Annotated in this window: 16 protein-coding genes, 1 tRNA gene and 1 pseudogene; 12 read left to right on the forward strand and 6 right to left on the reverse strand. The window is 67.9% G+C overall.

Translation table 11 applies throughout. From position 1 onward, the window contains the following. Positions 1 to 51: 51 nt before the first annotated feature. From ABR738_RS10690 to ABR738_RS10725, 8 genes are all read left to right on the forward strand, one after another. Positions 52 to 2,346: an FdhF/YdeP family oxidoreductase gene (locus ABR738_RS10690; protein ID WP_350229730.1), complete on the forward strand. Its 2,295-nt coding sequence runs from the start codon at positions 52 to 54 to the stop codon at positions 2,344 to 2,346. Positions 2,347 to 2,430: 84 nt separating this feature from the next. Beyond that, complete coding sequence (locus ABR738_RS10695) at positions 2,431 to 2,898, forward strand: PaaI family thioesterase (RefSeq protein WP_350229731.1); 468 nt, start codon at positions 2,431 to 2,433, stop codon at positions 2,896 to 2,898. A 245-nt stretch (positions 2,899 to 3,143) separates the two neighbouring features. Beyond that, entirely contained in the window at positions 3,144 to 3,596 is a 453-nt protein-coding gene (locus ABR738_RS10700; RefSeq protein ID WP_350229732.1) for a hypothetical protein, read from the forward strand. A 412-nt stretch (positions 3,597 to 4,008) separates the two neighbouring features. Then, on the forward strand, positions 4,009 to 5,220 hold the full coding sequence (locus ABR738_RS10705; RefSeq protein WP_350234519.1) for a branched-chain amino acid ABC transporter substrate-binding protein: 1,212 nt from the start codon (positions 4,009 to 4,011) through the stop codon (positions 5,218 to 5,220). 109 nt (positions 5,221 to 5,329) lie between these two features. Then, complete coding sequence (locus ABR738_RS10710) at positions 5,330 to 6,259, forward strand: branched-chain amino acid ABC transporter permease (RefSeq protein ID WP_350229733.1); 930 nt, start codon at positions 5,330 to 5,332, stop codon at positions 6,257 to 6,259. A gap of 5 nt (positions 6,260 to 6,264) precedes the next feature. Continuing rightward, positions 6,265 to 8,061: a branched-chain amino acid ABC transporter permease gene (locus ABR738_RS10715; RefSeq protein WP_350229734.1), complete on the forward strand. Its 1,797-nt coding sequence runs from the start codon at positions 6,265 to 6,267 to the stop codon at positions 8,059 to 8,061. 5 nt (positions 8,062 to 8,066) lie between these two features. Next, a complete protein-coding gene (locus tag ABR738_RS10720; protein WP_350234520.1) occupies positions 8,067 to 8,939 on the forward strand; it encodes an ABC transporter ATP-binding protein in 873 nt (290 codons plus the stop codon). Further along, complete coding sequence (locus tag ABR738_RS10725) at positions 8,936 to 9,652, forward strand: ABC transporter ATP-binding protein (protein WP_350229735.1); 717 nt, start codon at positions 8,936 to 8,938, stop codon at positions 9,650 to 9,652. Before ABR738_RS10720 ends, ABR738_RS10725 begins: the two co-directional genes overlap by 4 nt. Before the next feature lie 79 nt (positions 9,653 to 9,731). On the opposite strand, the gene ABR738_RS10730 is transcribed toward ABR738_RS10725, so the two are convergent. After that, positions 9,732 to 10,385: an ANTAR domain-containing response regulator gene (locus ABR738_RS10730; protein ID WP_350229736.1), complete on the reverse strand. Its 654-nt coding sequence runs from the start codon at positions 10,383 to 10,385 to the stop codon at positions 9,732 to 9,734. A gap of 94 nt (positions 10,386 to 10,479) precedes the next feature. On the opposite strand from ABR738_RS10730, the gene ABR738_RS10735 reads away from it, so the two are divergent. Beyond that, a tRNA-Leu gene (locus ABR738_RS10735) sits at positions 10,480 to 10,563 on the forward strand. Positions 10,564 to 10,712: 149 nt separating this feature from the next. Here the strand turns inward: ABR738_RS10735 and ABR738_RS10740 are convergent. Both ABR738_RS10740 and ABR738_RS10745 read right to left on the reverse strand, forming a co-directional pair. Further along, positions 10,713 to 11,105, reverse strand: a complete 393-nt coding sequence (locus ABR738_RS10740) for a hypothetical protein (RefSeq protein ID WP_350229737.1) — start codon at positions 11,103 to 11,105, stop codon at positions 10,713 to 10,715. Then, the gene (locus ABR738_RS10745; protein WP_350229738.1) at positions 11,093 to 12,058 is read right to left on the reverse strand and encodes a tachylectin-related carbohydrate-binding protein; all 966 of its coding nucleotides are present in this window, start codon (positions 12,056 to 12,058) and stop codon (positions 11,093 to 11,095) included. The genes ABR738_RS10740 and ABR738_RS10745 overlap by 13 nt, the downstream gene beginning before the upstream one ends. Before the next feature lie 153 nt (positions 12,059 to 12,211). Between ABR738_RS10745 and ABR738_RS37745 the strand changes: the two genes are divergently transcribed. Further along, on the forward strand, positions 12,212 to 14,845 hold the full coding sequence (locus ABR738_RS37745; RefSeq protein WP_502964217.1) for a polymorphic toxin-type HINT domain-containing protein: 2,634 nt from the start codon (positions 12,212 to 12,214) through the stop codon (positions 14,843 to 14,845). 1 nt (position 14,846) lies between these two features. Then, a complete protein-coding gene (locus tag ABR738_RS10760; protein WP_350229739.1) occupies positions 14,847 to 15,188 on the forward strand; it encodes a hypothetical protein in 342 nt (113 codons plus the stop codon). Positions 15,189 to 15,318: 130 nt separating this feature from the next. Here the strand turns inward: ABR738_RS10760 and ABR738_RS10765 are convergent. The 3 genes and pseudogenes from ABR738_RS10765 to ABR738_RS10775 all read right to left on the reverse strand — a co-directional run. Further along, positions 15,319 to 15,516 (reverse strand): annotated as a pseudogene (locus ABR738_RS10765) (tyrosine-type recombinase/integrase); the annotation flags it as partial. Positions 15,517 to 15,803: 287 nt separating this feature from the next. Further along, positions 15,804 to 17,240: a pyruvate kinase gene (gene pyk / locus ABR738_RS10770; protein WP_350229740.1), complete on the reverse strand. Its 1,437-nt coding sequence runs from the start codon at positions 17,238 to 17,240 to the stop codon at positions 15,804 to 15,806. 188 nt (positions 17,241 to 17,428) lie between these two features. Then, the gene (locus tag ABR738_RS10775) at positions 17,429 to 18,124 is read right to left on the reverse strand and encodes an SIMPL domain-containing protein (protein ID WP_350229741.1); all 696 of its coding nucleotides are present in this window, start codon (positions 18,122 to 18,124) and stop codon (positions 17,429 to 17,431) included. 179 nt (positions 18,125 to 18,303) lie between these two features. Between ABR738_RS10775 and ABR738_RS10780 the strand changes: the two genes are divergently transcribed. Continuing rightward, positions 18,304 to 20,124, forward strand: coding sequence for a bifunctional metallophosphatase/5'-nucleotidase (locus ABR738_RS10780; RefSeq protein WP_350229742.1), 1,821 nt, complete (start codon positions 18,304 to 18,306; stop codon positions 20,122 to 20,124). Positions 20,125 to 20,132 lie beyond the last annotated feature (8 nt).

The raw sequence follows: 20,132 nt of genomic DNA on the forward strand, positions 1-20,132 counted from the left end.
ACAGGATCGAAGATGTACGCATCTCGTGTTCGCTCGAAGGGGAGCAGCGCCATGGTCAGCAAGCCGCCCGCAGGTGATCCGGTCCAGGACGCGCCGCAGGTCGCCGCGCCAAAGCATGCCGCCGCAGGTCTCCCCGCCATCGGTCACACCCTGCTCATGGCGCAGCAGCAGATGGGCGTGCGCCGCACGGCGCGGACCCTGCTCAAGGTCAATCAGAAGGACGGTTTCGACTGTCCGGGCTGCGCCTGGCCCGAGGGCGACAAGCGGCACACGGCGGAGTTCTGTGAGAACGGCGCGAAGGCGGTCGCCGAGGAGGCGACGCTGCGCCGGGTCACGCCGGATTTCTTCGCCGCGCACCCTGTCGCCGATCTCGCCACCCGCAGTGGGTACTGGCTGGGTCAGCAGGGCCGCATCACCCAGCCGATGTATCTGCCCGAGGGCGCCGAGCGGTACGAGGCGATCACCTGGGAGCGGGCTTTTGAGATCATCGCGCAGGAGCTGAACGCGCTGGCTTCCCCCGACGAGGCGCTGTTCTACACCTCGGGGCGCACCAGCAACGAGGCGGCTTTCCTGCTTCAGCTCTTCGCCCGCGAGTTCGGCACCAACAATCTGCCGGACTGTTCCAACATGTGTCACGAGTCGTCGGGTTCGGCGCTGACGGAGACGATCGGCGTCGGCAAGGGCAGCGTCTCACTCGATGATCTGCACCAGGCCGACCTGATCGTGATCGCGGGGCAGAATCCGGGCACCAACCACCCCCGGATGCTGTCCGCCCTGGAGAAGGCGAAGAACGCCGGCGCCAGGATCATCTCGGTGAATCCGCTGCCGGAGGCGGGCCTGGAGAAGTTCAAGAACCCGCAGACCCCGCAGGGCATGCTCAAGGGCGCCTCCCTCACCGATCTGTTCCTCCAGATCCGCATCGGCGGTGACCAGGCGCTGTTCCGTCTGCTGAACAAGCTGATCGTCCAGACGCCGGGCGCCGTCGATGAGCTGTTCGTGCGCGAACACACCCATGGTTTCGAGGAGTTCAAGACCGCGGCGCGCGCGGCGGACTGGGATCAGACGCTGGCGGCGACCGGTCTGAGCCGGGCCGAGATCGAGCAGGCCCTGGCGATGGTGCTCGCCTCCAAGCGCACCATCGTGTGCTGGGCGATGGGTCTGACCCAGCACAAGCACTCCGTGCCGACCATCCGCGAAGTGGTCAATTTCCTGCTGCTGCGCGGCAACATCGGCCGTCCGGGCGCCGGTGTCTGTCCGGTGCGCGGCCACTCCAATGTGCAGGGCGACCGCACGATGGGCATCTTCGAGCGGCCCGCTCCCGCGCTGCTGGACGCGCTGGAGAAGGAGTTCGGTTTCGCTCCGCCGCGCCACCACGGATATGACGTCGTACGGTCCATCGAGGCGTTGCGCGACGGCAGGGCGAAGGTGTTCTTCGCCATGGGCGGCAACTTCGTGAGCGCCACCCCCGACACGGAGGTGACGGAGGCCGCCATGCGCCGGGCCTCGCTGACCGTCCACGTCTCCACCAAGCTCAACCGCTCGCATGCCGTGACGGGCCGGCGCGCGTTGATCCTGCCGACCCTGGGGCGTACCGACAAGGACGTGCAGGCAAGCGGGCGGCAGTTCGTGACCGTCGAGGATTCGATGGGCCTGGTGCACGCCTCGCGCGGCAACCTGGCTCCCGCGAGCCGTCATCTGCTGTCCGAGCCGGCGATCGTGGCCCGTATGGCCCGGGCCACGCTCGGCGCGTCCTCGGTGGTGGACTGGGCGGAGTTCGAGCGGGACTACGCCACGATCCGCGACCGCATCGCGCGCGTGGTGCCGGGCTTCGAGGACTTCAACGCGAAGGTCGCGCGCCCCGGCGGGTTCCAGCTGCCGCACGCGCCGCGCGATGAGCGGCGTTTTCCCACCGCCACCGGCAAGGCCAACTTCACGGCCGCCCCGGTGGAGTTCCCCGAGCTTCCCCAGGGCCGGCTGCTGTTGCAGACGTTGCGCTCCCACGATCAGTACAACACCACCATCTACGGTCTCGACGACCGCTACCGCGGCATCAAGGGCGGCCGGCGTGTGGTCCTGGTCAACCCGGCCGACGCGGGCGAACTGGGCCTGGCGGATGGGGCGTATGTGGATCTGGTCAGCGAGTGGAAGGACGGTGTGGAGCGGCGCGCGCCGGGTTTCCGCGTCGTGCACTACCCGACCGCGCGTGGCTGCGCCGCCGCCTACTATCCCGAGACCAATGTCCTGGTGCCGCTGGGCTCGACGGCCGATGTCAGCAACACCCCGGCCAGCAAGTCGGTGGTGGTGCGTCTGGAGGGGCCCGGGCAGGAGGGCGGGGCCGGGCAATGAGAGCTGCGCCCTAAGCGTCTGCTCAGTCATCTGGTATGACGGTGGCGACAGCGCAGCAACCGCAGATGAACGGAGCCGGAGCCCATGGGCGAGCAGAGCAGCGTGAAGTTCCCGCAGGAAGTCGTCGACGAGTACGCGTCCCTCGGTGTCGACCTGCCCGCGATGTTCTCCGCCGGGCACCTGGGTACCCGCATGGGCGTGCGGATCATCGAGGCGTCGGCCGAGCGGGTCGTGGCGACGATGCCCGTCGAGGGCAACACCCAGCCCTACGGTCTGCTGCACGGCGGCGCCTCGGCGGTCCTGGCCGAGACGATCGGTTCGGTCGGCTCGATGCTGCACGGCGGTCACACCAAGATCGCGGTGGGGGTGGACCTGAACTGCACCCACCACCGGGGGGTGCGCAGCGGTCTGGTCACCGGGGTCGCCACGCCCGTGCACCGGGGGCGCTCGACGGCCACGTACGAGATCGTGATCACCGATGAGCAGGACAAGCGGGTCTGCACGGCCCGTCTGACGTGTCTGCTGCGTGACGCGCCCGGCCAGAAGGACTGACCGCCCCAGCCCTCCTCTCCCGGCATGGGGGGCAAGCCCCTCCCCGAGCCACCCCTCCCCCGGCGAAGGGGTCAGGCCCCTCCCCCAGCCGCCCCCTCCCGGCGAAGGGATCAACCCCCTTGGCCCGCCCGCGACCGCGCCCCGCGCCGCCGATCCCAACGGAGGGGTCAAGTCCGTTTCGTGGCCGACGAGTTGATGGCTCGTCGGCCATTGTCACATCACGCTCCGCGCCCTAACTTCGTGCCATGAGGCCCAAGCGGCGGTCGAGGGTACGACTCATCCTGCCGGGCGCGTTCCTCGCGGTGGCGGCCCTGGCGGGCTGCACCGCCCAGCCCGCGGGCCCCTCCCAAGCCGCCACCCGCACCGGCATCGAGGCCAACTCGCCCTCCCCCGGGGCCACTTCGCCCCAGGACCTCTGCGTCCGCCTGATCACCTACTGGGCACGGCAGGAACTCGACCAGGGCAAGGGCTCTGGCCTGGACTATCAGGAGAAGGGCCTGTCGGACGGGCAGAACGAGATCCTTCTGGCCGCGCTGGCCGCCGCCCGGCCGGAGCGCGCGGCTCACGGCGCGGCCGCGGGCGACCGGGTCGTCGAGCGGCGCGCACGCGAAGGTTGCGATGAGCGCTATCGCAACGGCGCCCCCTCGGGCGGCCCTTGGGCGCAGACGAAGCCGCCCCTCCCCTCCGCGTCACGGTAACGCTGCGTAACGGGCGGGCGGGGTGCCGGGGACGCCATCCGGCCGCCGGTGACCCCCTTCCCGGCCACCGCCCGGCTTACGGACGCCCCCAGGCCCGTCAGGACCATGATCCCCTCAAGCCCCTTAGCGGAACTGGGCGTTCTCATCATGCGAGAAATCCCTGTGTACGGACATGCCGGAAAGGTCCGCCCTGTGCCGCCAAGGTTTGGCCTTGGCATAACAAGAAAGTCACATCCTGTCCCGGCCGCTCCCCACCCTCCCCGGCTGCGCTTAGAGTCACGGCCAGTCACCGCGCCGCCGGGTGCGACTGCTGCACGGCCCTTACCGATCAGTACGGCCCGGCGACCGACACGGCACCTCACTCACGGGGAAGGCCGCGCCAGGGAAAGGACCCATCGTGCGACACCGTTCCTTGCTCATCCTCACCACAGTGCTCACTTCAGGCGCACTCACCCTCACCGCCTGCGGCTCGCGCGACAAAGGCGGCGACACCAGCGACAAGAAGCAGGAAGTCGTCATCGGCGTAGACGCTCCCCTCACGGGTGACCTGTCCGCCCTCGGCCTCGGCATCAAGAACTCCGCCGACCTCGCCGCCCAGACGGCCAACAAGCAGAACCTCGTCCCCGGCGTCCAGTTCAAGACCCAGCCGCTCGACGACCAGGCGCAGCCCTCCGTCGGCCAGCAGAACGCCACCAAGTTCATCGGCGACAAGAGCGTCGTCGGCGTCGTGGGCCCGCTCAATTCCAGCGTCTCGCAGTCCATGCAGAAGCCGCTGAACGACGCCGGGCTCACCCAGATATCCCCCGCCAACACGGGCACCGAGCTGACCCAGGGCAACGGCTGGAAGACCGGCGACAAGGTCCGCCCGTACAAGACCTTCTTCCGCACCGCCACCACCGACCAGGTCCAGGGCGCCTTCGCCGCCAAATACCTGTTCAACAACGCCAAGATCGACTCGGTCTACCTCATCGACGACCAGAAGACCTACGGCGCGGGGCTCGCGGCCTCCTTCAAGGACACCTTCACCAAGCTCGGCGGCAAGATCGTCGGCAGCGACCACATCAACCCCGACGACCGCGACTTCAACGCGATCGTCGCCAAGGTCAAGGCCACCGGCGCCAAGGCCCTGTACTACGGCGGCGAATACCCGGCCGCGGGCCCGCTGTCCCAGCAGCTCAAGGACAGCGGCACCGCCATCCCGCTGATGGGCGGCGACGGCATCTACAGCGCCGACTTCATCAAGCTCAACAAGAAGGCCAACGGCGACCTCGCCACCTCCGTCGGCAAGCCCGTCGAACAGCTCGACTCCGCCAAGACCTTCATCGCCAACTACAAGGCGGCCGGCTACAAGGACGCCTACGAGGCCTACGGGGGCGGCACCTACGACGCGACCTGGGCCATCATCGAGGCCGTCAAGGACGTCGTCGCCGCCAACAACGGCAAGCTCCCCAGCGGCGACCTGCGCGCCAAGGTCCTCGACGCCGTCGGCAAGGTCAAGTTCGACGGCGTCACCGGCCCCGTCTCCTTCGACCAGTACGGCGACACCACCAACACCATGATGACCGCCTACAAGGTCACCGACGGAGCCTGGAAGCCCGAGCTCAGCGAGGCCTACAAGCCGTAACCCCGGCGCCACCCCGCCATCCCGCACACCCGCACACCAAGGACCGCGCGGGAGCGCCACGAGCGCCCCCGCGCGGTGCCATATCCGATCACTTCACGGAGGCCCCGCGGTGCACGAACTGCCGCAACAGCTGGCCAACGGACTCATCCTCGGCGCGATGTACGGACTGATCGCGATCGGGTACACGATGGTCTACGGCATTGTCCAGCTCATCAACTTCGCCCACGGCGAGATATTCATGGTCGGGGGCTTCGGGGCTCTCACCGTCTTCCTCGCGCTCCCCTCAGGCTTCTCCCTCCTCGCCGCCATCCCCCTCATGATCATCGGTGGCGTCATCGTCTCCGTCCTGGTGGCCACCGCGGCCGAGCGCTTCGCCTACCGGCCCCTGCGCGGCGCCCCTCGCCTGGCCCCCCTCATCACCGCGATCGGCCTCTCGCTCGCCCTGCAACAGGCCGTGTGGAAGTGGTACCCGGACGCCAAGAAGGATCGTTCCTTCCCTCAGTTCGACGGCGGCGCCTTCCACGTACTGGGCGCCAGCGTCCAGCGCGGCGACCTCTTCATCCTCATCGCCGCCCCCCTCTGCATGATCGCCCTCGGGTTCTACGTCACCAAGACCCGCACCGGCCGCGGCATGCAGGCCACCGCCCAGGACCCCGACACCGCCAAACTCATGGGCATCAACACCGACCGCATCATCGTCATGGCCTTCGCCATCGGCGCCGCGTTCGCCGCGATCGCCGCCGTCGGCTACGGCCTCCACAACGGCCAAGTCGGCTTCCGCATGGGCTTCATCATGGGCCTCAAGGCCTTCACCGCGGCCGTACTCGGCGGCATCGGCAACATCTACGGAGCCATGCTCGGCGGCATCGTCCTCGGCCTGGCCGAAGCACTCGCCGTCGGCTACGTCGGCAACATCCCCAGCATGGAACTGTTCGGCGGCGGCGCCTGGAAGGACGTATGGGCCTTCGTGCTGCTCATCCTCGTCCTGCTCATACGGCCCCAGGGCCTGCTCGGCGAACGCGTCGCGGACAGGGCGTGATCACCATGACCGACAACACCACCCGCGCCCACGACAGCGCCACCCCGCTCATCGCGCTCCCCCAGACCCCGGCCCGCCACGCCGTCACCGCCGGCGCCGCCATCGCCCTCATCGGCACCTTCCTGGCCTGGACCTGGACCAGCGACTTCCCCGGCGACCTCACCGTCACCGGCTACCCCGGCGGCCTCCAGCTCCTCACCCTCACCGGCGCACTGCTCACCCTGCTGTTCGCGCTCTCCGCGTACGGCATCAAGGGACTGCGCTGGCTGACCCCCGGCGGCACCGGCGCCCCCCTGCGCCTGCTCGCCCTCGCCACCTTCGCCACCACCGCCTACACCCTGGGCGCCATCTCCAGCGACCTCGGCGGCATCGTCAACCTCGAACCCGGCGCCTACATCTCCGGCGCCGGCTCCCTCATCGCCCTCATCGGCGCCTTCGCCCTGCCCGGCGACATCCCCGGCACCGACACCACCGGCCACAGCCCCTGGCAGCGCCTGCGCCACACCCTGGCCGCACCCGCCCCCCGCCCCGCCCGCGCCATCCCCGACTGGGCCGGCATCCTCATCATCGTCGCCGCCTTCGCCATCGGCCTCTACGTCTTCGCGTACGGCATCGACACCGCCTACACCGAACTGTTCATCGGCTTCCTCATCACCGCCGCGTTCACCTTCGCCGCCCTCACCCAGGCAGGCCTGCTCGCCCGCCTGTCCGCGCTCACCGCGCACCACCGCACCATCACCCTCAGCGCCGCCTTCGTCGCCGCGATCTGCTTCCCCTTCACACAATCCAGCGACGAATACGCCCTCATCGGCGCCAACATCCTGATCTTCGCCACCGTCGCCCTCGGCCTCAACGTCGTCGTCGGCCTCGCCGGCCTCCTCGACCTCGGCTACGTCGCCTTCCTCGGCGTCGGCGCCTACGCAGCCGCCCTCGTCTCCGGCGCAAGCACCTCCAGCATCGGCGTCCACTTCCCCTTCTGGGCCGCCCTCCTCGTCGGCGCCGGCGCCTCCCTCATCTTCGGCGTCCTCATCGGCGCCCCCACCCTGCGCCTGCGCGGCGACTACCTCGCCATCGTCACCCTCGGCTTCGGCGAGATCTTCCGCATCACCATGAACAACCTCAACGGGAACAGCGGACCCAACGTCACCAACGGCTCCCGCGGCATCCCCGCCATCCCCGACATCACCATCTTCGGATACGACCTCGGCACCAGCCACGACGTCGCCGGCTTCACCCTCGGCAAACCCGGCAACTACTACCTCCTGATGCTCCTCATCACCCTCGTCGTCGTCACCGTCTTCCGCCGCAGCGCCGACAGCCGCATCGGCCGCGCCTGGGTCGCCATCCGCGAAGACGAAACCGCCGCCACCGCCATGGGCATCAACGGCTTCCGCGTCAAACTCATCGCCTTCGCACTCGGCGCCACCCTCGCCGGACTCGCCGGCACCGTACAGGGCCACCTCACCAGCACCGTCACCCCCGAGCAGTACCAATTCGCCGGCTCCGTACCCCCCAACTCCGCCTTCCTGCTCGCCGCCGTCATCCTCGGCGGCATGGGCACCATGAGCGGCCCCCTCATCGGCGCCGCCCTGCTCTACCTCATCCCGGCCAAACTCCAATTCATGCAGGACTACCAGCTGCTCCTCTTCGGAGTCGCCCTCATCGTCCTCATGCGCCTGCGCCCCGAAGGCATCATCGCCGACCGCCGCAAAAAGCTCGAATTCCACGAGACCGGCCAACTCGACACACCAGAAACCAGCCTCACCGACACACCCGTCGGCGTCACCAAGGCGGGGGCGTGACCAACATGACCACCACCACGACCAACACCGTCCTCCACGCCGGCGGCGTCACCATGCGCTTCGGCGGACTCACCGCCGTACGAGACGTCGACCTCACCGTCAACAGCGGCGAAATCATCGGCCTCATCGGACCCAACGGAGCGGGCAAAACCACCTTCTTCAACTGCCTCACCGGCCTGTACGTCCCCACCGAAGGAAAAGTCACCTACAAAGGCACCGTCCTGCCCCCCAAACCCCACCTCGTCACCCAGGCCGGCGTCGCCCGCACCTTCCAGAACATCCGGCTCTTCCCCAACATGACCGTCCTGGAAAACGTCCTCGTCGGCCGCCACACCCGCACCAAAGAAGGCCTCTGGTCCGCGCTCCTGCGCCTGCCCGGCTTCAAGAACGCCGAAAACGCGTCCCGCGAACGAGCCATGGAACTCCTCGAATTCACCGGACTCGCCGCGAAAGCCGACCACCTCTCACGCAATCTCCCCTACGGCGAACAGCGCAAGCTCGAAATCGCCCGGGCACTGGCCAGCGAACCCGGACTCCTCCTCCTCGACGAGCCCACCGCCGGCATGAACCCCCAAGAAACCCGCGCCGCCGAAGAACTCATCTTCGCCATCCGCGACCAAGGCATCGCCGTCCTCGTCATCGAACACGACATGCGGTTCATCATGAACCTCTGCGACCGCGTGTCCGTCCTCGTCCAGGGCGAAAAACTCCTCGAAGGCACCCCCGAAACCGTCCAGGCCGACGAACGCGTCATCGCCGCCTACCTCGGCACGCCCTTCGAAGGCGCCCCGGGAGACGAGGAAACGGCCGAAGTCGAAGCAGCCGAAGCGGCGCACAGCACCACCGGCACCACCGGCAGCGAAGGAGACACCCCGTGACCGCACTCCTCGAAGTCGAGGACCTCCGGGTCGCCTACGGCAAGATCGAAGCCGTCAAAGGCATCTCCTTCAGCGTCGAAGCAGGAGAAGTCGTCACCCTCATCGGCACCAACGGCGCCGGAAAAACCACCACCCTGCGCACCCTCTCCGGCCTCCTCGAACCCCTCGCCGGGAAAATCACCTTCGACGGCAAACCCCTCGCCAACGTACCCGCGCACAAAATCGTCGCCCTCGGCATGGCCCACTCCCCCGAAGGCCGCCACATCTTCCCCCGCATGACCATCGAGGACAACCTCCGCCTCGGCGCCTACCTCCGCGACGACAAAGCCGGCATAGAAAAAGACATCCAGCGCGCCTACGACCTCTTCCCCATACTCGGAGAACGCCGCAAACAAGCAGCCGGCACCCTCTCCGGCGGCGAACAGCAAATGCTCGCCATGGGCCGCGCACTGATGTCCCAACCGAAACTCCTCATGCTCGACGAGCCGTCCATGGGACTCTCGCCGATCATGATGCAGAAAATCATGGCCACCATCACCGAACTCAAAGCCCAGGGCACCACCATCCTGCTCGTCGAACAGAACGCCCAAGCCGCGCTCTCCCTCGCCGACCAGGGCCACGTCATGGAAATCGGCAAAATAGTCCTCTCCGGAACCGGACAAGACCTCCTCCACGACGAATCCGTCCGCAAGGCCTACCTCGGCGAGGACTGAGCCCCGAGCCATACGACAGTGGCCCGCGTCCGGCACTCCGGACGCGGGCCACACCCCGTACGCGTACTGACGGCGGGGACTACTCCCCCTTCGCCGCCTTCTTCTCCTCGGCGTCCTCGATAACCGCCTCAGCCACCTGCTGCATCGACATCCGCCGGTCCATCGACGTCTTCTGAATCCACCGGAACGCCGCCGGCTCCGACAACCCGTACTGCGTCTGCAACACCGACTTCGCCCGGTCCACCAGCTTGCGCGTCTCCAGACGCTGCGACAGGTCCGCGACCTCCCGCTCCAGCGCCTTCAGCTCCGTGAACCGCGACACCGCCATCTCGATGGCCGGCACCACATCGCTCTTCGAGAACGGCTTCACCAGATACGCCATCGCCCCGGCGTCCCGCGCCCGCTCCACCAGATCGCGCTGACTGAACGCGGTCAGCATCAGCACCGGCGCGATCGACTCCTTGGCGATCAGCTCCGCCGCCGAGATCCCGTCCAGGACGGGCATCTTCACATCCAGGATGACGAGGTCCGGCCGGTGCTCCCGGGCCAGCTCGACGGCCTTCTGCCCGTCCCCGGCCTCACCGACGACCGCGTAGCCCTCTTCTTCCAGCATCTCTTTGAGATCGAGCCGGATCAGGGCCTCGTCCTCGGCGATCACCACGCGGGTGGTCAGCGGGGGGACGTGCGACGCGTCGTCGTCTGCGACGGGCTGGGGCGACTCGGGGGCGGTCACGGGGGCTCCTCGGTGCGGGGCAGATACTGCTCCCCAGAAGGGTACCTAGCTGCTGGCGCCGTGCGTGAGCGGGTACACTCCTGCCAGCAGCCTTGCCGGGTTGGCGCAACTGGTTGACGCGGAGGTCTCAAACACCTCTGTCCGAAAGGACGTGTGGGTTCGAATCCCATACCCGGCACCTCGGGACACCACTGCACGTGTGTCCCCGCACAGCGACGCAACGGCCGTCACCGTGGTCACGGTGACGGCCGTTGCGCTGTCCCCCGCCGGTTCAGGCTCCAGGCCCCGGCCTCGATGACCGACCGGGGCCCGGCGCGGCCCGGTGTCTCACCAGCCGCCGGTCAACAGGAGCGGCTGGCTGAAGCGGCCCTGCCCGATGCTGGTCCACTCCCGCAGGTCGCTGGTGGTCTTGTCACGGGCGACGAGGTGAGCGAGACCGGAACCACGAAAAGTGCCCGCGGTCGTCTCGTCGGAGTCCCAGCCGATGAGCTTCTGTGGAGGGGCGAAGTCGCCCGTGCCGGTACCGGGCCATAGGTGCAGGGCGTTGTCGGCGCCCTTGGCGATGAGATCGACCTTGCCGTCCCCGGTGAAGTCGCCCGCCACGGTCTGCGTGTAGTCCCAGTCACCGGTGCGGAACTGTCGCTCCGCGAAGCCGCCGCCCGCACTGCCGAACCAGAGGAAGAGGTTGCTGTCGGCGTCGCGCGCGATCAGATCGCACACGCCATCGTTGTTGAAGTCACCGGCGGCTGTTCCGGTTCGAGTGAAGGCGCGGCCGGGGTGTGGTCGTTCACGATCGAGCAGTTGTCGGGGGCGGCGGCGACGTCGCGCATCGGGGTCCAGCCACCGTTGCCCACCTCGACCGGGGCGACCGGCCATTTCCGGGTGTTCTCGTCGAAGCGGTAGTAGAAGGCCTTGCCGGTGCTGGTGTGGGTCGCCAAAAGGGTGTCCCCTCCGTTGGAGGAGATCGACTTGAACATGTTCCAGTCGCTGTCGCTGACCAGGACGTGACGCTCCTCCCAGCGCTGGCTCGTGAGGTCGTACCGTGACCGGTAGAGCTGGCCGTCGCTGGCCGAACGCCCGTACAGCACGCCCGCGTCCGCGGCCACGATCAGGTTGTAGCGGCCCCATCCCTCGTCGTGGGGGCGGCTGTTGCCGACGTCCCAGTCGTTGGTGACCGGGTTGTATTTGATCGCGCGCAGTACGCCGTCCTCCACGATCCAGAGCCACCCGGCGCGGTCGATGGTGGCGTGGCCGCGGTTGACGGGCGTTCCCAACCAGCCCAGATGCTGGGATATCTGGCGGCCGACGACGTCCCAGGACCCCGCGGCGGTGCGGTGGTAGTAGAAGACCCCGTCGTCCTTGAACCCGTAGAACGAGCCGTCCGGGCCGGCGAGCAGCAGGCCGAACCTCTGGAAGCCGCCGCCGATGGTGGTGCGTGGGCTGTAGCCGCCGGCGCCGTCGAGGGGGGACTTGAGCGGGTAACTCAGCAGATCCCCGTCGGCGTTCACCGCGTAGGTGGGGCCGTTGGCCCGGCAGGTCGCGGTCTCGGCCGCGGTGGCGGTGCCGGGGGCCGCGACGAGCAGGGGCAGGGCCGCGACGGCGGAGAGGCTGAGGGCCGTCCAGCGGCGTGCGCCGCGGAGCGTTTGCTGTGTCTTGTGGTGTTTCTGCCTCATTCTCGCGGGATCGGGGACAAGGGGAGGCGCAGCGGCAGCGGTTGGCGGGGTGGCCCGCGGGCACGGCGTGGCGCGCGCGACGGCGGCGGGGGCGCCCACCGCGTTCACGGCGGCCAGGGCACCACGTCCGCCCGGCTCGGCCTGTTCTGACACATATCCCCCCAGGAAACGGTCAACTACGGCTACGACAACGACGACCACATGACGTCGAAGACCACCACGGGAACGGCCAAGGCCGGGACCAACACCTACGGCTACGACGACGCGGGCCGCCTCACCTCCTGGAACGCGGACGGCAAGACCACCCAGTACGCCTGGGACGACAGCGGCAACCGGGTCAAGAACGGCGACAAGACCGCCGCGTTCGACGAACGCAACCGCCTCCTGTCCGACGGCGACTACACCTACGACTACAGCGCACGGGGTACTCTCGCGTCCCGCACCAGCTCCGGACTGAAGGAAGACTTTACGTTCGACGCGTTCGACCGGATGACCAAGGCGGGCGAGTCCGGCACGCAGTACACCTACGACGCCCTCGACCGCATCGTCTCTCGCAATGGCACGGACTTCGCCTACGCGGGACTGTCGCCCGATCCGGTGAAGGACCAGACGGCCAGTTACGGTCGGGGCCCCGCGGACGAACTGCTCTCCGTCGCGCAGGGCGGAACCGCCCGGCTCAGCCTCTCCGACCGGCACGGCGACGTGGTCGGCACCATGTCGGCCACCGACGGAGCGGCGGCGGCGCCGGCCCAGTCCACCGCCTACGACCCGTTCGGCCGGCGCCTGGGCAACGGGGAATCCGGCGGGATATCGGGCAACGCGGGCTACCAGGGCGACTACACCGACCCGGACACCGCTCAGATCAACATGGGCGCCCGCTGGTACGACGCCGGCACCGGGACGTTCGACTCGCGTGACTCCTACACCTACGCGTCGGGCGCCTCGATCCTGGCCAACCGCTACACCTACGGCGCCGGTGCGCCGCTGGACTACTCCGACCCGGACGGCCACTGGCCAAGCTGCGGCTGGTGCAAGAAGGCCCTGGCGAAGGGCAAGAAGCTCCTGGACAAGGGGGGAGAGGCCCTGGAGTCGGCGGGCCGGGCTGTCTGGAAGGGCGCTTCAGCCGTACTCGACGCCATCGTCTACACCGCCCGCCACCCGATCGCCGCGTTCAAGAAGACCGTCGGGTTCCTGGGCAAGGCCGCCTCGTACGTGTATGAGAAGACCGGTCTGAAAACCGCGGTCAACGCTGTGGTCAAGGTTTTGAGGGATGTCGGGCAGAAGACCGGCGTCACGCAATGGGCGAAAGAGAAGGCCGTCCAGGCCCGACGTGCCGCTCAGGAAGTGAAGGCGGCGGTCACCCGCAAGGCCAAGCAGGCGGCGTCGTTCGCCGCCCGCCACAATCCGATCCCGGACATCGTGGCGGCAGCGAAGCCCTACCTCGCGGTGGCCAAGGCCATCGTCACGGCCGACCCCAACCTTCCCGCGCTGGTCGTCTCCGCGGCCCGCACGGCCGTGGCCGACCTGGCCAAGGCCGCCGAACGGGTTCGCGAGGTGGCCGTCCAGCAGATGGGCGCGATCGTCGAAACCGTCAATGACGCGGTGGAAGCGGCCAAGGCTGTCGGCAGCGCCATGGTCGAGGGTCTGAAGGTCGGGCTCAATGTCCTCGCTGAGGTCAGTGGCTACAACGACATCAAGAACTGCGTGACCAAGGGCGACATGGAGGCGTGCGTCTGGGCGGTCGCCACGGTCGCAGGTGCCGTGTCGGGCGGCGCCGGCGCGGTGGCGGTCCGATCGGCAAAGGCGGCCCGTGTGGCCGCGAAGGTCGCGAAGTACTCCGACAAGATCGCGAAGGCGGCCGAGAAGGTCGAAAAGGTCGAGGACGCGGTCGACAAGGTCGAGACGGCCGCCGACGCGGTGAGCTGCGTGAACACGCTGGCGTCCGCGAACAGCTTCACGGCGGGCACCGAAGTCCTCATGGCCGACGGCACGCGCAAGCCGATCGAGGACGTCGTGGTTGGCGACGAGGTCACGGCCACCGACCCGACGACGGGCAGGACCGCGAAGCGGGAGGTCACCGGCACGATCGTCGGCGAGGGCGACAAACACCTGGTCGAAGTGACCGTCGACACGGACGGCCCCCGGGGCAACGCCACCGAGAAGATCACCGCCACCGAGGGCCACCCCTTCTGGTCCCCGTCCCTCAACAAGTGGCTGAAGGCCGGCGAACTGAAGCCGGGACAATGGCTCCAGACGGGTTCCGGCACGTGGGTCCAGGTCGCGGCGGTACGAGCTTGGACGCAGCGGGCAGCGGTCTACAACCTGACGGTTGATACGGCGCATACGTACTATGTGCTGGCGGGGGCAACGCCGGTCCTGGTTCACAACTGCAACCTGGGTGACTATGCCGACAGTCTGCGTGCTGGCTTCAATAAAACTGATGGCCCCTTCTTTGCGGCGAAATATACATCACCGTCAGGGCGAACCTATTTTGGTCACTCGGGTCATGACCTGACGCCAGCTCCCGGTGGAGAAGTGGATTCTCTCGTGCGGCAGTTCACGCCTAAGGGGGGTCGCTACCATGCGGGATGTGCTGAAACGATGTGCCTCATCCAGGCGGAGGCGGCCGAGGGTGCGGCCGGGATCCGAGGGGGATCGTTCGAAGGGGTAAAGGTGCGGGGATTGAATTCGCCGCCCGGTGGCGCGCACGGCACGCCTGCCAGTCCATGTGCGTTGGTCTGTCAGCCCAGGCTGCAGCATCAGGGAATCAGTTTCGAAGGTGGTTGATGTGGCCAGAGAGCACCTCCAGGTTAATCGATTCGGGTTTGCCGAATACGAAGACATGATTGAGCTCGCCCATGGAGTAGATGCTCCAAGGGTGGTGGGAGTGTTGAGTTCGATCGTGGAGCTGGTTCTCGCAGGGGAAGACGACATGCTCGATTCGCTATCGGATAGTGCGCAAGCAGATTTCGTAGTCCCCCTAGGAATGTGCGCGAGGATGCTTTCGAGTGGCGATTATTCGGCGCTGGAGCTGGTCTCTGCCGCCTGCACCGTGAGATATGCCGCCGAATCGCACATGCCTGAGTTCTCGGACAGCCTCGCGCAGATGTTGTCTCAGCTGCCACGCTGAGTGACGCTAGCGATCGCAAATATAGGCCCCGTCGAGCTGCGCTCGGCGGGGCTGATTTGCCGTTTGACGGCAGTAGTTGACGGCGACGGCGGCGGACACCTGGTGTCCGCCGCCGTTTGCCGTACGTATGTCAGGGGTGGTCGAGGGCGCGGCCGAGGAGGTAGATGGCATCGCGCTGAAGGCGGAGTCGAACGTGGGCGTAGGCAGTGGTGGTGACGCCGATGTGGGCGTGGCCGAGAAGTTCCTTGATCACGACGAGTTCGATGCCTTGCTCCAGGAGCAGGGTGGCGGTGGAGTGGCGGAGGTCGTGGAAGCGGATGCGGCGAACAATCGGCGGCGATCCGGAATCCGCAGATCAGGCCCTGACCCTCCTCCGCCTGGAAACAGGATGAAGACGGCGAGCCAGCGGAACGGGGCGATGGCATGTGTCGTCGTTGGGGGGTTCGGCACAGAGGGAGCGGTCACGGTGCGGCCGGTGGACGAGCCGGACGAACCCTCGACCGGCCCGCAGAAAGAGTTCCCGGTGGCGACCGGACTTGTGGATCTCGCCTGTCAGCCCCCACCCGTTGGACACCGGGCCCCCGCGAGGGCGGGGCGAGGGGCCACGGCCCGGGGTTACTTGGGGCTGTCGTCCTCGCCGATGTGGTGGACTCGGACCAGGTTCGTGGAGCCGGGGACGCCGGGTGGGGAGCCGGCGGTGATGACGACCACGTCGCCCTTCTGGCAGCGGCCGACCTTCAGGAGCATGTCGTCGACCTGCGCCACCATCTCGTCGGTGGATTCGACGTGAGGGCCGAGGAACGTTTCGACACCCCACGTGAGGTTGAGCTGGGAGCGGGTGGCGGGGACGGGGGTGAAGGCGAGGAGGGGGATCGGGGAGCGGTAGCGGGACAGGCGTTTGACCGTGTCGCCGGACTGGGTGAAGGCGACGAGGAATTTGGCGCCGAGGAAGTCGCCCATTTCGGCGGCGGCCCGGGCCACCGCGCCGCCCTGGGTGCGGGGTTTGTTGCGGTCGGTGAGGGGCGGCAGGCCCTTGGCGAGGACGTCTTCCTCGGCCGCTTCGACGATGCGGCTCATCGTCTTGACCGTTTCGACGGGGTGTTTGCCGATGCTGGTCTCGCCGGAGAGCATGACCGCGTCGGTGCCGTCGATGACCGCGTTGGCGACGTCGCTGGCTTCGGCGCGAGTGGGGCGGGAGTTGTCGATCATCGAGTCGAGCATCTGGGTGGCGACGATGACGGGTTTGGCGTTGCGCTTGGCCAGTTTGATGGCGCGCTTTTGCACGATGGGGACGAGTTCCAGGGGCATTTCGACGCCGAGGTCGCCGCGCGCGATCATGATGCCGTCGAAGGCGGCCACGATGTCGTCGATGTTGTCGACGGCCTGGGGCTTTTCGATTTTGGCGATGACGGGCAGGCGTCGGCCTTCTTCGTCCATGATGCGGTGGACGTCGGTGATGTCGTGGCCGCTGCGGACGAAGGACAGGGCGATGATGTCGGCCCCGGTGCGCAGGGCCCAGCGCAGGTCTTCCTCGTCCTTGTCGGACAGGGCGGGGACGGAGACGGCCACGCCGGGCAGGTTGAGGCCCTTGTGGTCGGAGACCATGCCGCCTTCGATGACGAGGGTGTGGACGCGGGGTCCGTCGACGGCGGTGACCTGGAGGGCGACTTTGCCGTCGTCGACGAGGATGCGTTCGCCGGTGGTGACGTCGCCGGCGAGGCCGGTGTAGGTGGTGGCGCAGAGGTGGCGGTCGCCGGGTGTGTCGGGTTCGGTGGTGATGGTGAACTCGTCGCCGCGTTCAAGGAGTACGGGGCCTTCGCGGAATTGACCGAGGCGGATCTTCGGGCCTTGAAGGTCGGCGAGGATGCCGACGTTGTGGCCGGTTTCCTCGGCGGCGTCGCGGACGTGGCGGTAGCGCGCTTCGTGTTCGGCGTAGGTGCCGTGGCTGAGGTTGAAGCGGGCCACGTCCATTCCGGCTTCGACCAGGGTTTTGATCTGGTCGTATGTGTCGGTGGCTGGCCCTAGGGTGCAGACGATTTTGGCTCGGCGCATGGTGCGAGCCTAGGGGCTTACCGATGGGTAGGTATTTCGTCGCGGGTTACTGCTCAACAACCTTTGCGTGAAGGGTGGTTGACAAGGGTTGAAGTGTGCGTGGGGGCGCTCCGATGAGCGGGTCGGGGCGCCCGGTGGGGGTCGCGCGGCGGGGGTGCGCAGGGGCGCGTGCAGGGTCCGTACGGGTGCTAGAGGGTGGGCGGGGCCATGATGAAGCGGGCGTTGACGCGGGCGCGGACGGACTGGCGCTGGGGTTCGAGGTCGAGGGCGGCGGCGGGTTCGGTGGCTGTGGGGGCGGCCGCGCGGAAGGCCATGCCGCCGCCGGCGGGACCGCCGTGGCCGGGGGCGGGGCTGTCGGCGCCGGGGTCGGAGAGTTCGACCAGGGCGGCGAGGGTGGTGCCGAGGGCGTCGGCGTATTCGCGGGCGCGTGCGACGGCTTGCTGGACTGCGCGGCGGCGTACGTCGCCGTAGGCGGGTGAGTCGGGGCGCAGGGACCACCAGGGGCCGTCGACGCGGGTGAGTTCGAGGTCGGCGAGGCGGGTGGTGAGTTCGCCGAGCGCGGTGAAGTCGGTGAGCTGGGTGGTGACGCGGACGGTGGCGTGGTAGGTGCGGACGCGTTCGCCCCGGCCGTGCCGGGCGAGTTGGGGGGCGAGGGTGAGGGCGCCGGTTTCGAGTGCTTCGACGGCCGGGCCGTAGGACTTGATGAGGTCGATGACGTGGGCGTTGCGTCGGGTGAGGTCGTCGAGGGTGGCGCGGCGGTCGGTTCCTCGGGTGACGATGGTGATGGCGATGCCGGCGAGTTCGGGGTCGACTTCGAGGTGGGCTTCGCCGGTGACGGCGAGCCGTGGCTGGTCGGGGGTTCCGTAGGGCTGGGTGTCGGTCATGGGTCCACTGTGGCATCGCGCTCGGTTATTTGGTGGTGGGCGTCTCGTCGGGGGCCGGTCATCAGATCGCAACCTGCCGGGGGTGTCGCGGGCGGTGGTTGTGCGTCAGAATCCGGGGGTCTACGCGCGTCGCCGTCCGCTCAACTTCTACGCGCGTCACACGACTTCAGGGAGAGAGCATGCCGCTGAACCGCAGGACGTTCCTGGGCACCACGGCCGCCGCCGGCGCCGGTGTGGCCGTGGCCGGGGGGATCGCCGCGCCCGCCGAGGCCGAGGCCCGCCATGAGGATCTGGGTCATGGCCACGGGCGTGAGCCGAAGCGGTACGCGTTCTCGGTGATGGGCACGACGGATCTGCACGGCCACGTCTTCAACTGGGACTACTTCACGGACAAGGAGTACGACGACGCGGCGCACAACGACGTCGGTCTGGCGAAGATAGCGACGTTGGTGGAGCAGGTCCGCCAGGAGAAGGGCCGGCACAACACGCTGCTGATCGACGCGGGTGACATCATCCAGGGCACGCAGCTGTCGTACTACTACGCGCGGGTCGAACCGATCACGGGCTCGCCCGGCAAGCGGGGCCCCAAGCACCCGATGGCGCTCGCGATGAACCGGATGGGCTATGACGCCGCGGCGCTCGGCAACCACGAGTTCAACTACGGCATTCCGACTCTGCGCGCCTTCCAGGACCAGCTCGACTTCCCTCTCCTCGGCGCCAACGCGCTGGACGCGAAGACGCTGAAGCCGGCGTTCCCTCCGTACACGGTGCGGCGGCTCAAGGTGGAGCACGGGCCGGATGTGAAGGTGGGCATCCTCGGGCTCACCAACCCGGGGATCGCGATCTGGGACAAGGCGAACGTGCAGGGGAAGATGACGTTCCCTGGTCTGGTGGAGCAGGCGAAGATCTATGTGCCGAAGCTGCGGGCGCTGGGCTGTGACGTGGTGATCTGCACGGATCACTCGGGCCTTGACGGTTCCACGTCGTACGGGGACGCGCTGCCCTATCCGGAGAACGCCTCCTCGCTGGTGGCGGAGCAGGTGCCGGGCATCGACGCGATTTTGGTGGGTCACACCCACAAGGAGGTGGCGTCGCGGACGGTGGTCAACAAGGAGACCGGCAAGTCCGTGGTGCTGTCCGAGCCGTACATGTGGGGCATGCGGCTGAGCGTCTTCGACTTCGCGCTGGAGTTCTCGCGGGGCCGCTGGCATGTGACGTCGGTGACGGCGGGCGTGCGCAACGCCAACTCGGTGGCCGAGGACCCGGTGGTGAGGCGTCTGGTGAAGGCGGAGCACGACAAGGTCGTGGCGTATGTGAACCAGGTGGTGGGCACCAACGCCGCGGAGATGCGTTCGGACCAGGCGCCGTTCAAGGATGTGCCGATCATCGATCTGATCAACCACATCCAGGCGGAGACGGTGAAGACGGCGCTCGCGTCTACGGCGTACGCCTCACTGCCGGTGCTGTCGCAGGCGGCGTGTTTCTCCCGGACGGCCGTCATCCCGGCGGGCAAGGTGACGATCAAGGACGTCGCGGGTCTGTATGTGTACGAGAACACCCTGGAGGCACGGCTTCTGACGGGTGCTCAGGTAAGGGCGTATCTGGAATTCTCGGCGAACTACTACGTGCAGACGACGGGCGCGGTGGACCCGGCGAAGATCACCAACGCCGACAACACGCCGGACTACAACTACGACGTGGTGAGCGGTGTGTCCTACGAGGTGGACATCGCCAAGCCGGCGGGCTCGCGCGTGTCGAAGGTGATGTTCGGTGGGAAGCCGCTGGACGACGCGGCGCAGTTCGTTCTCGCGGTGAACAACTACCGGGCCAATGGAGGTGGCAACTTCCCCGGGGTGGCCACCGCCAAGCAGCTGTGGGCGAACTCCGACGAGATCCGTAACACGATGATCGCGTGGGTGAAGGCGAAGGGTGTCATCGATCAGGGGGAGTTCGCCTCGGTGGACTGGAAGCTGACGCAGAACGGTGTGCCGGTGTTCTGAGCCGCCGG

Source organism: Streptomyces sp. Edi4 (genome assembly GCF_040253615.1).
In the GTDB taxonomy this organism is placed as follows: domain Bacteria; phylum Actinomycetota; class Actinomycetes; order Streptomycetales; family Streptomycetaceae; genus Streptomyces.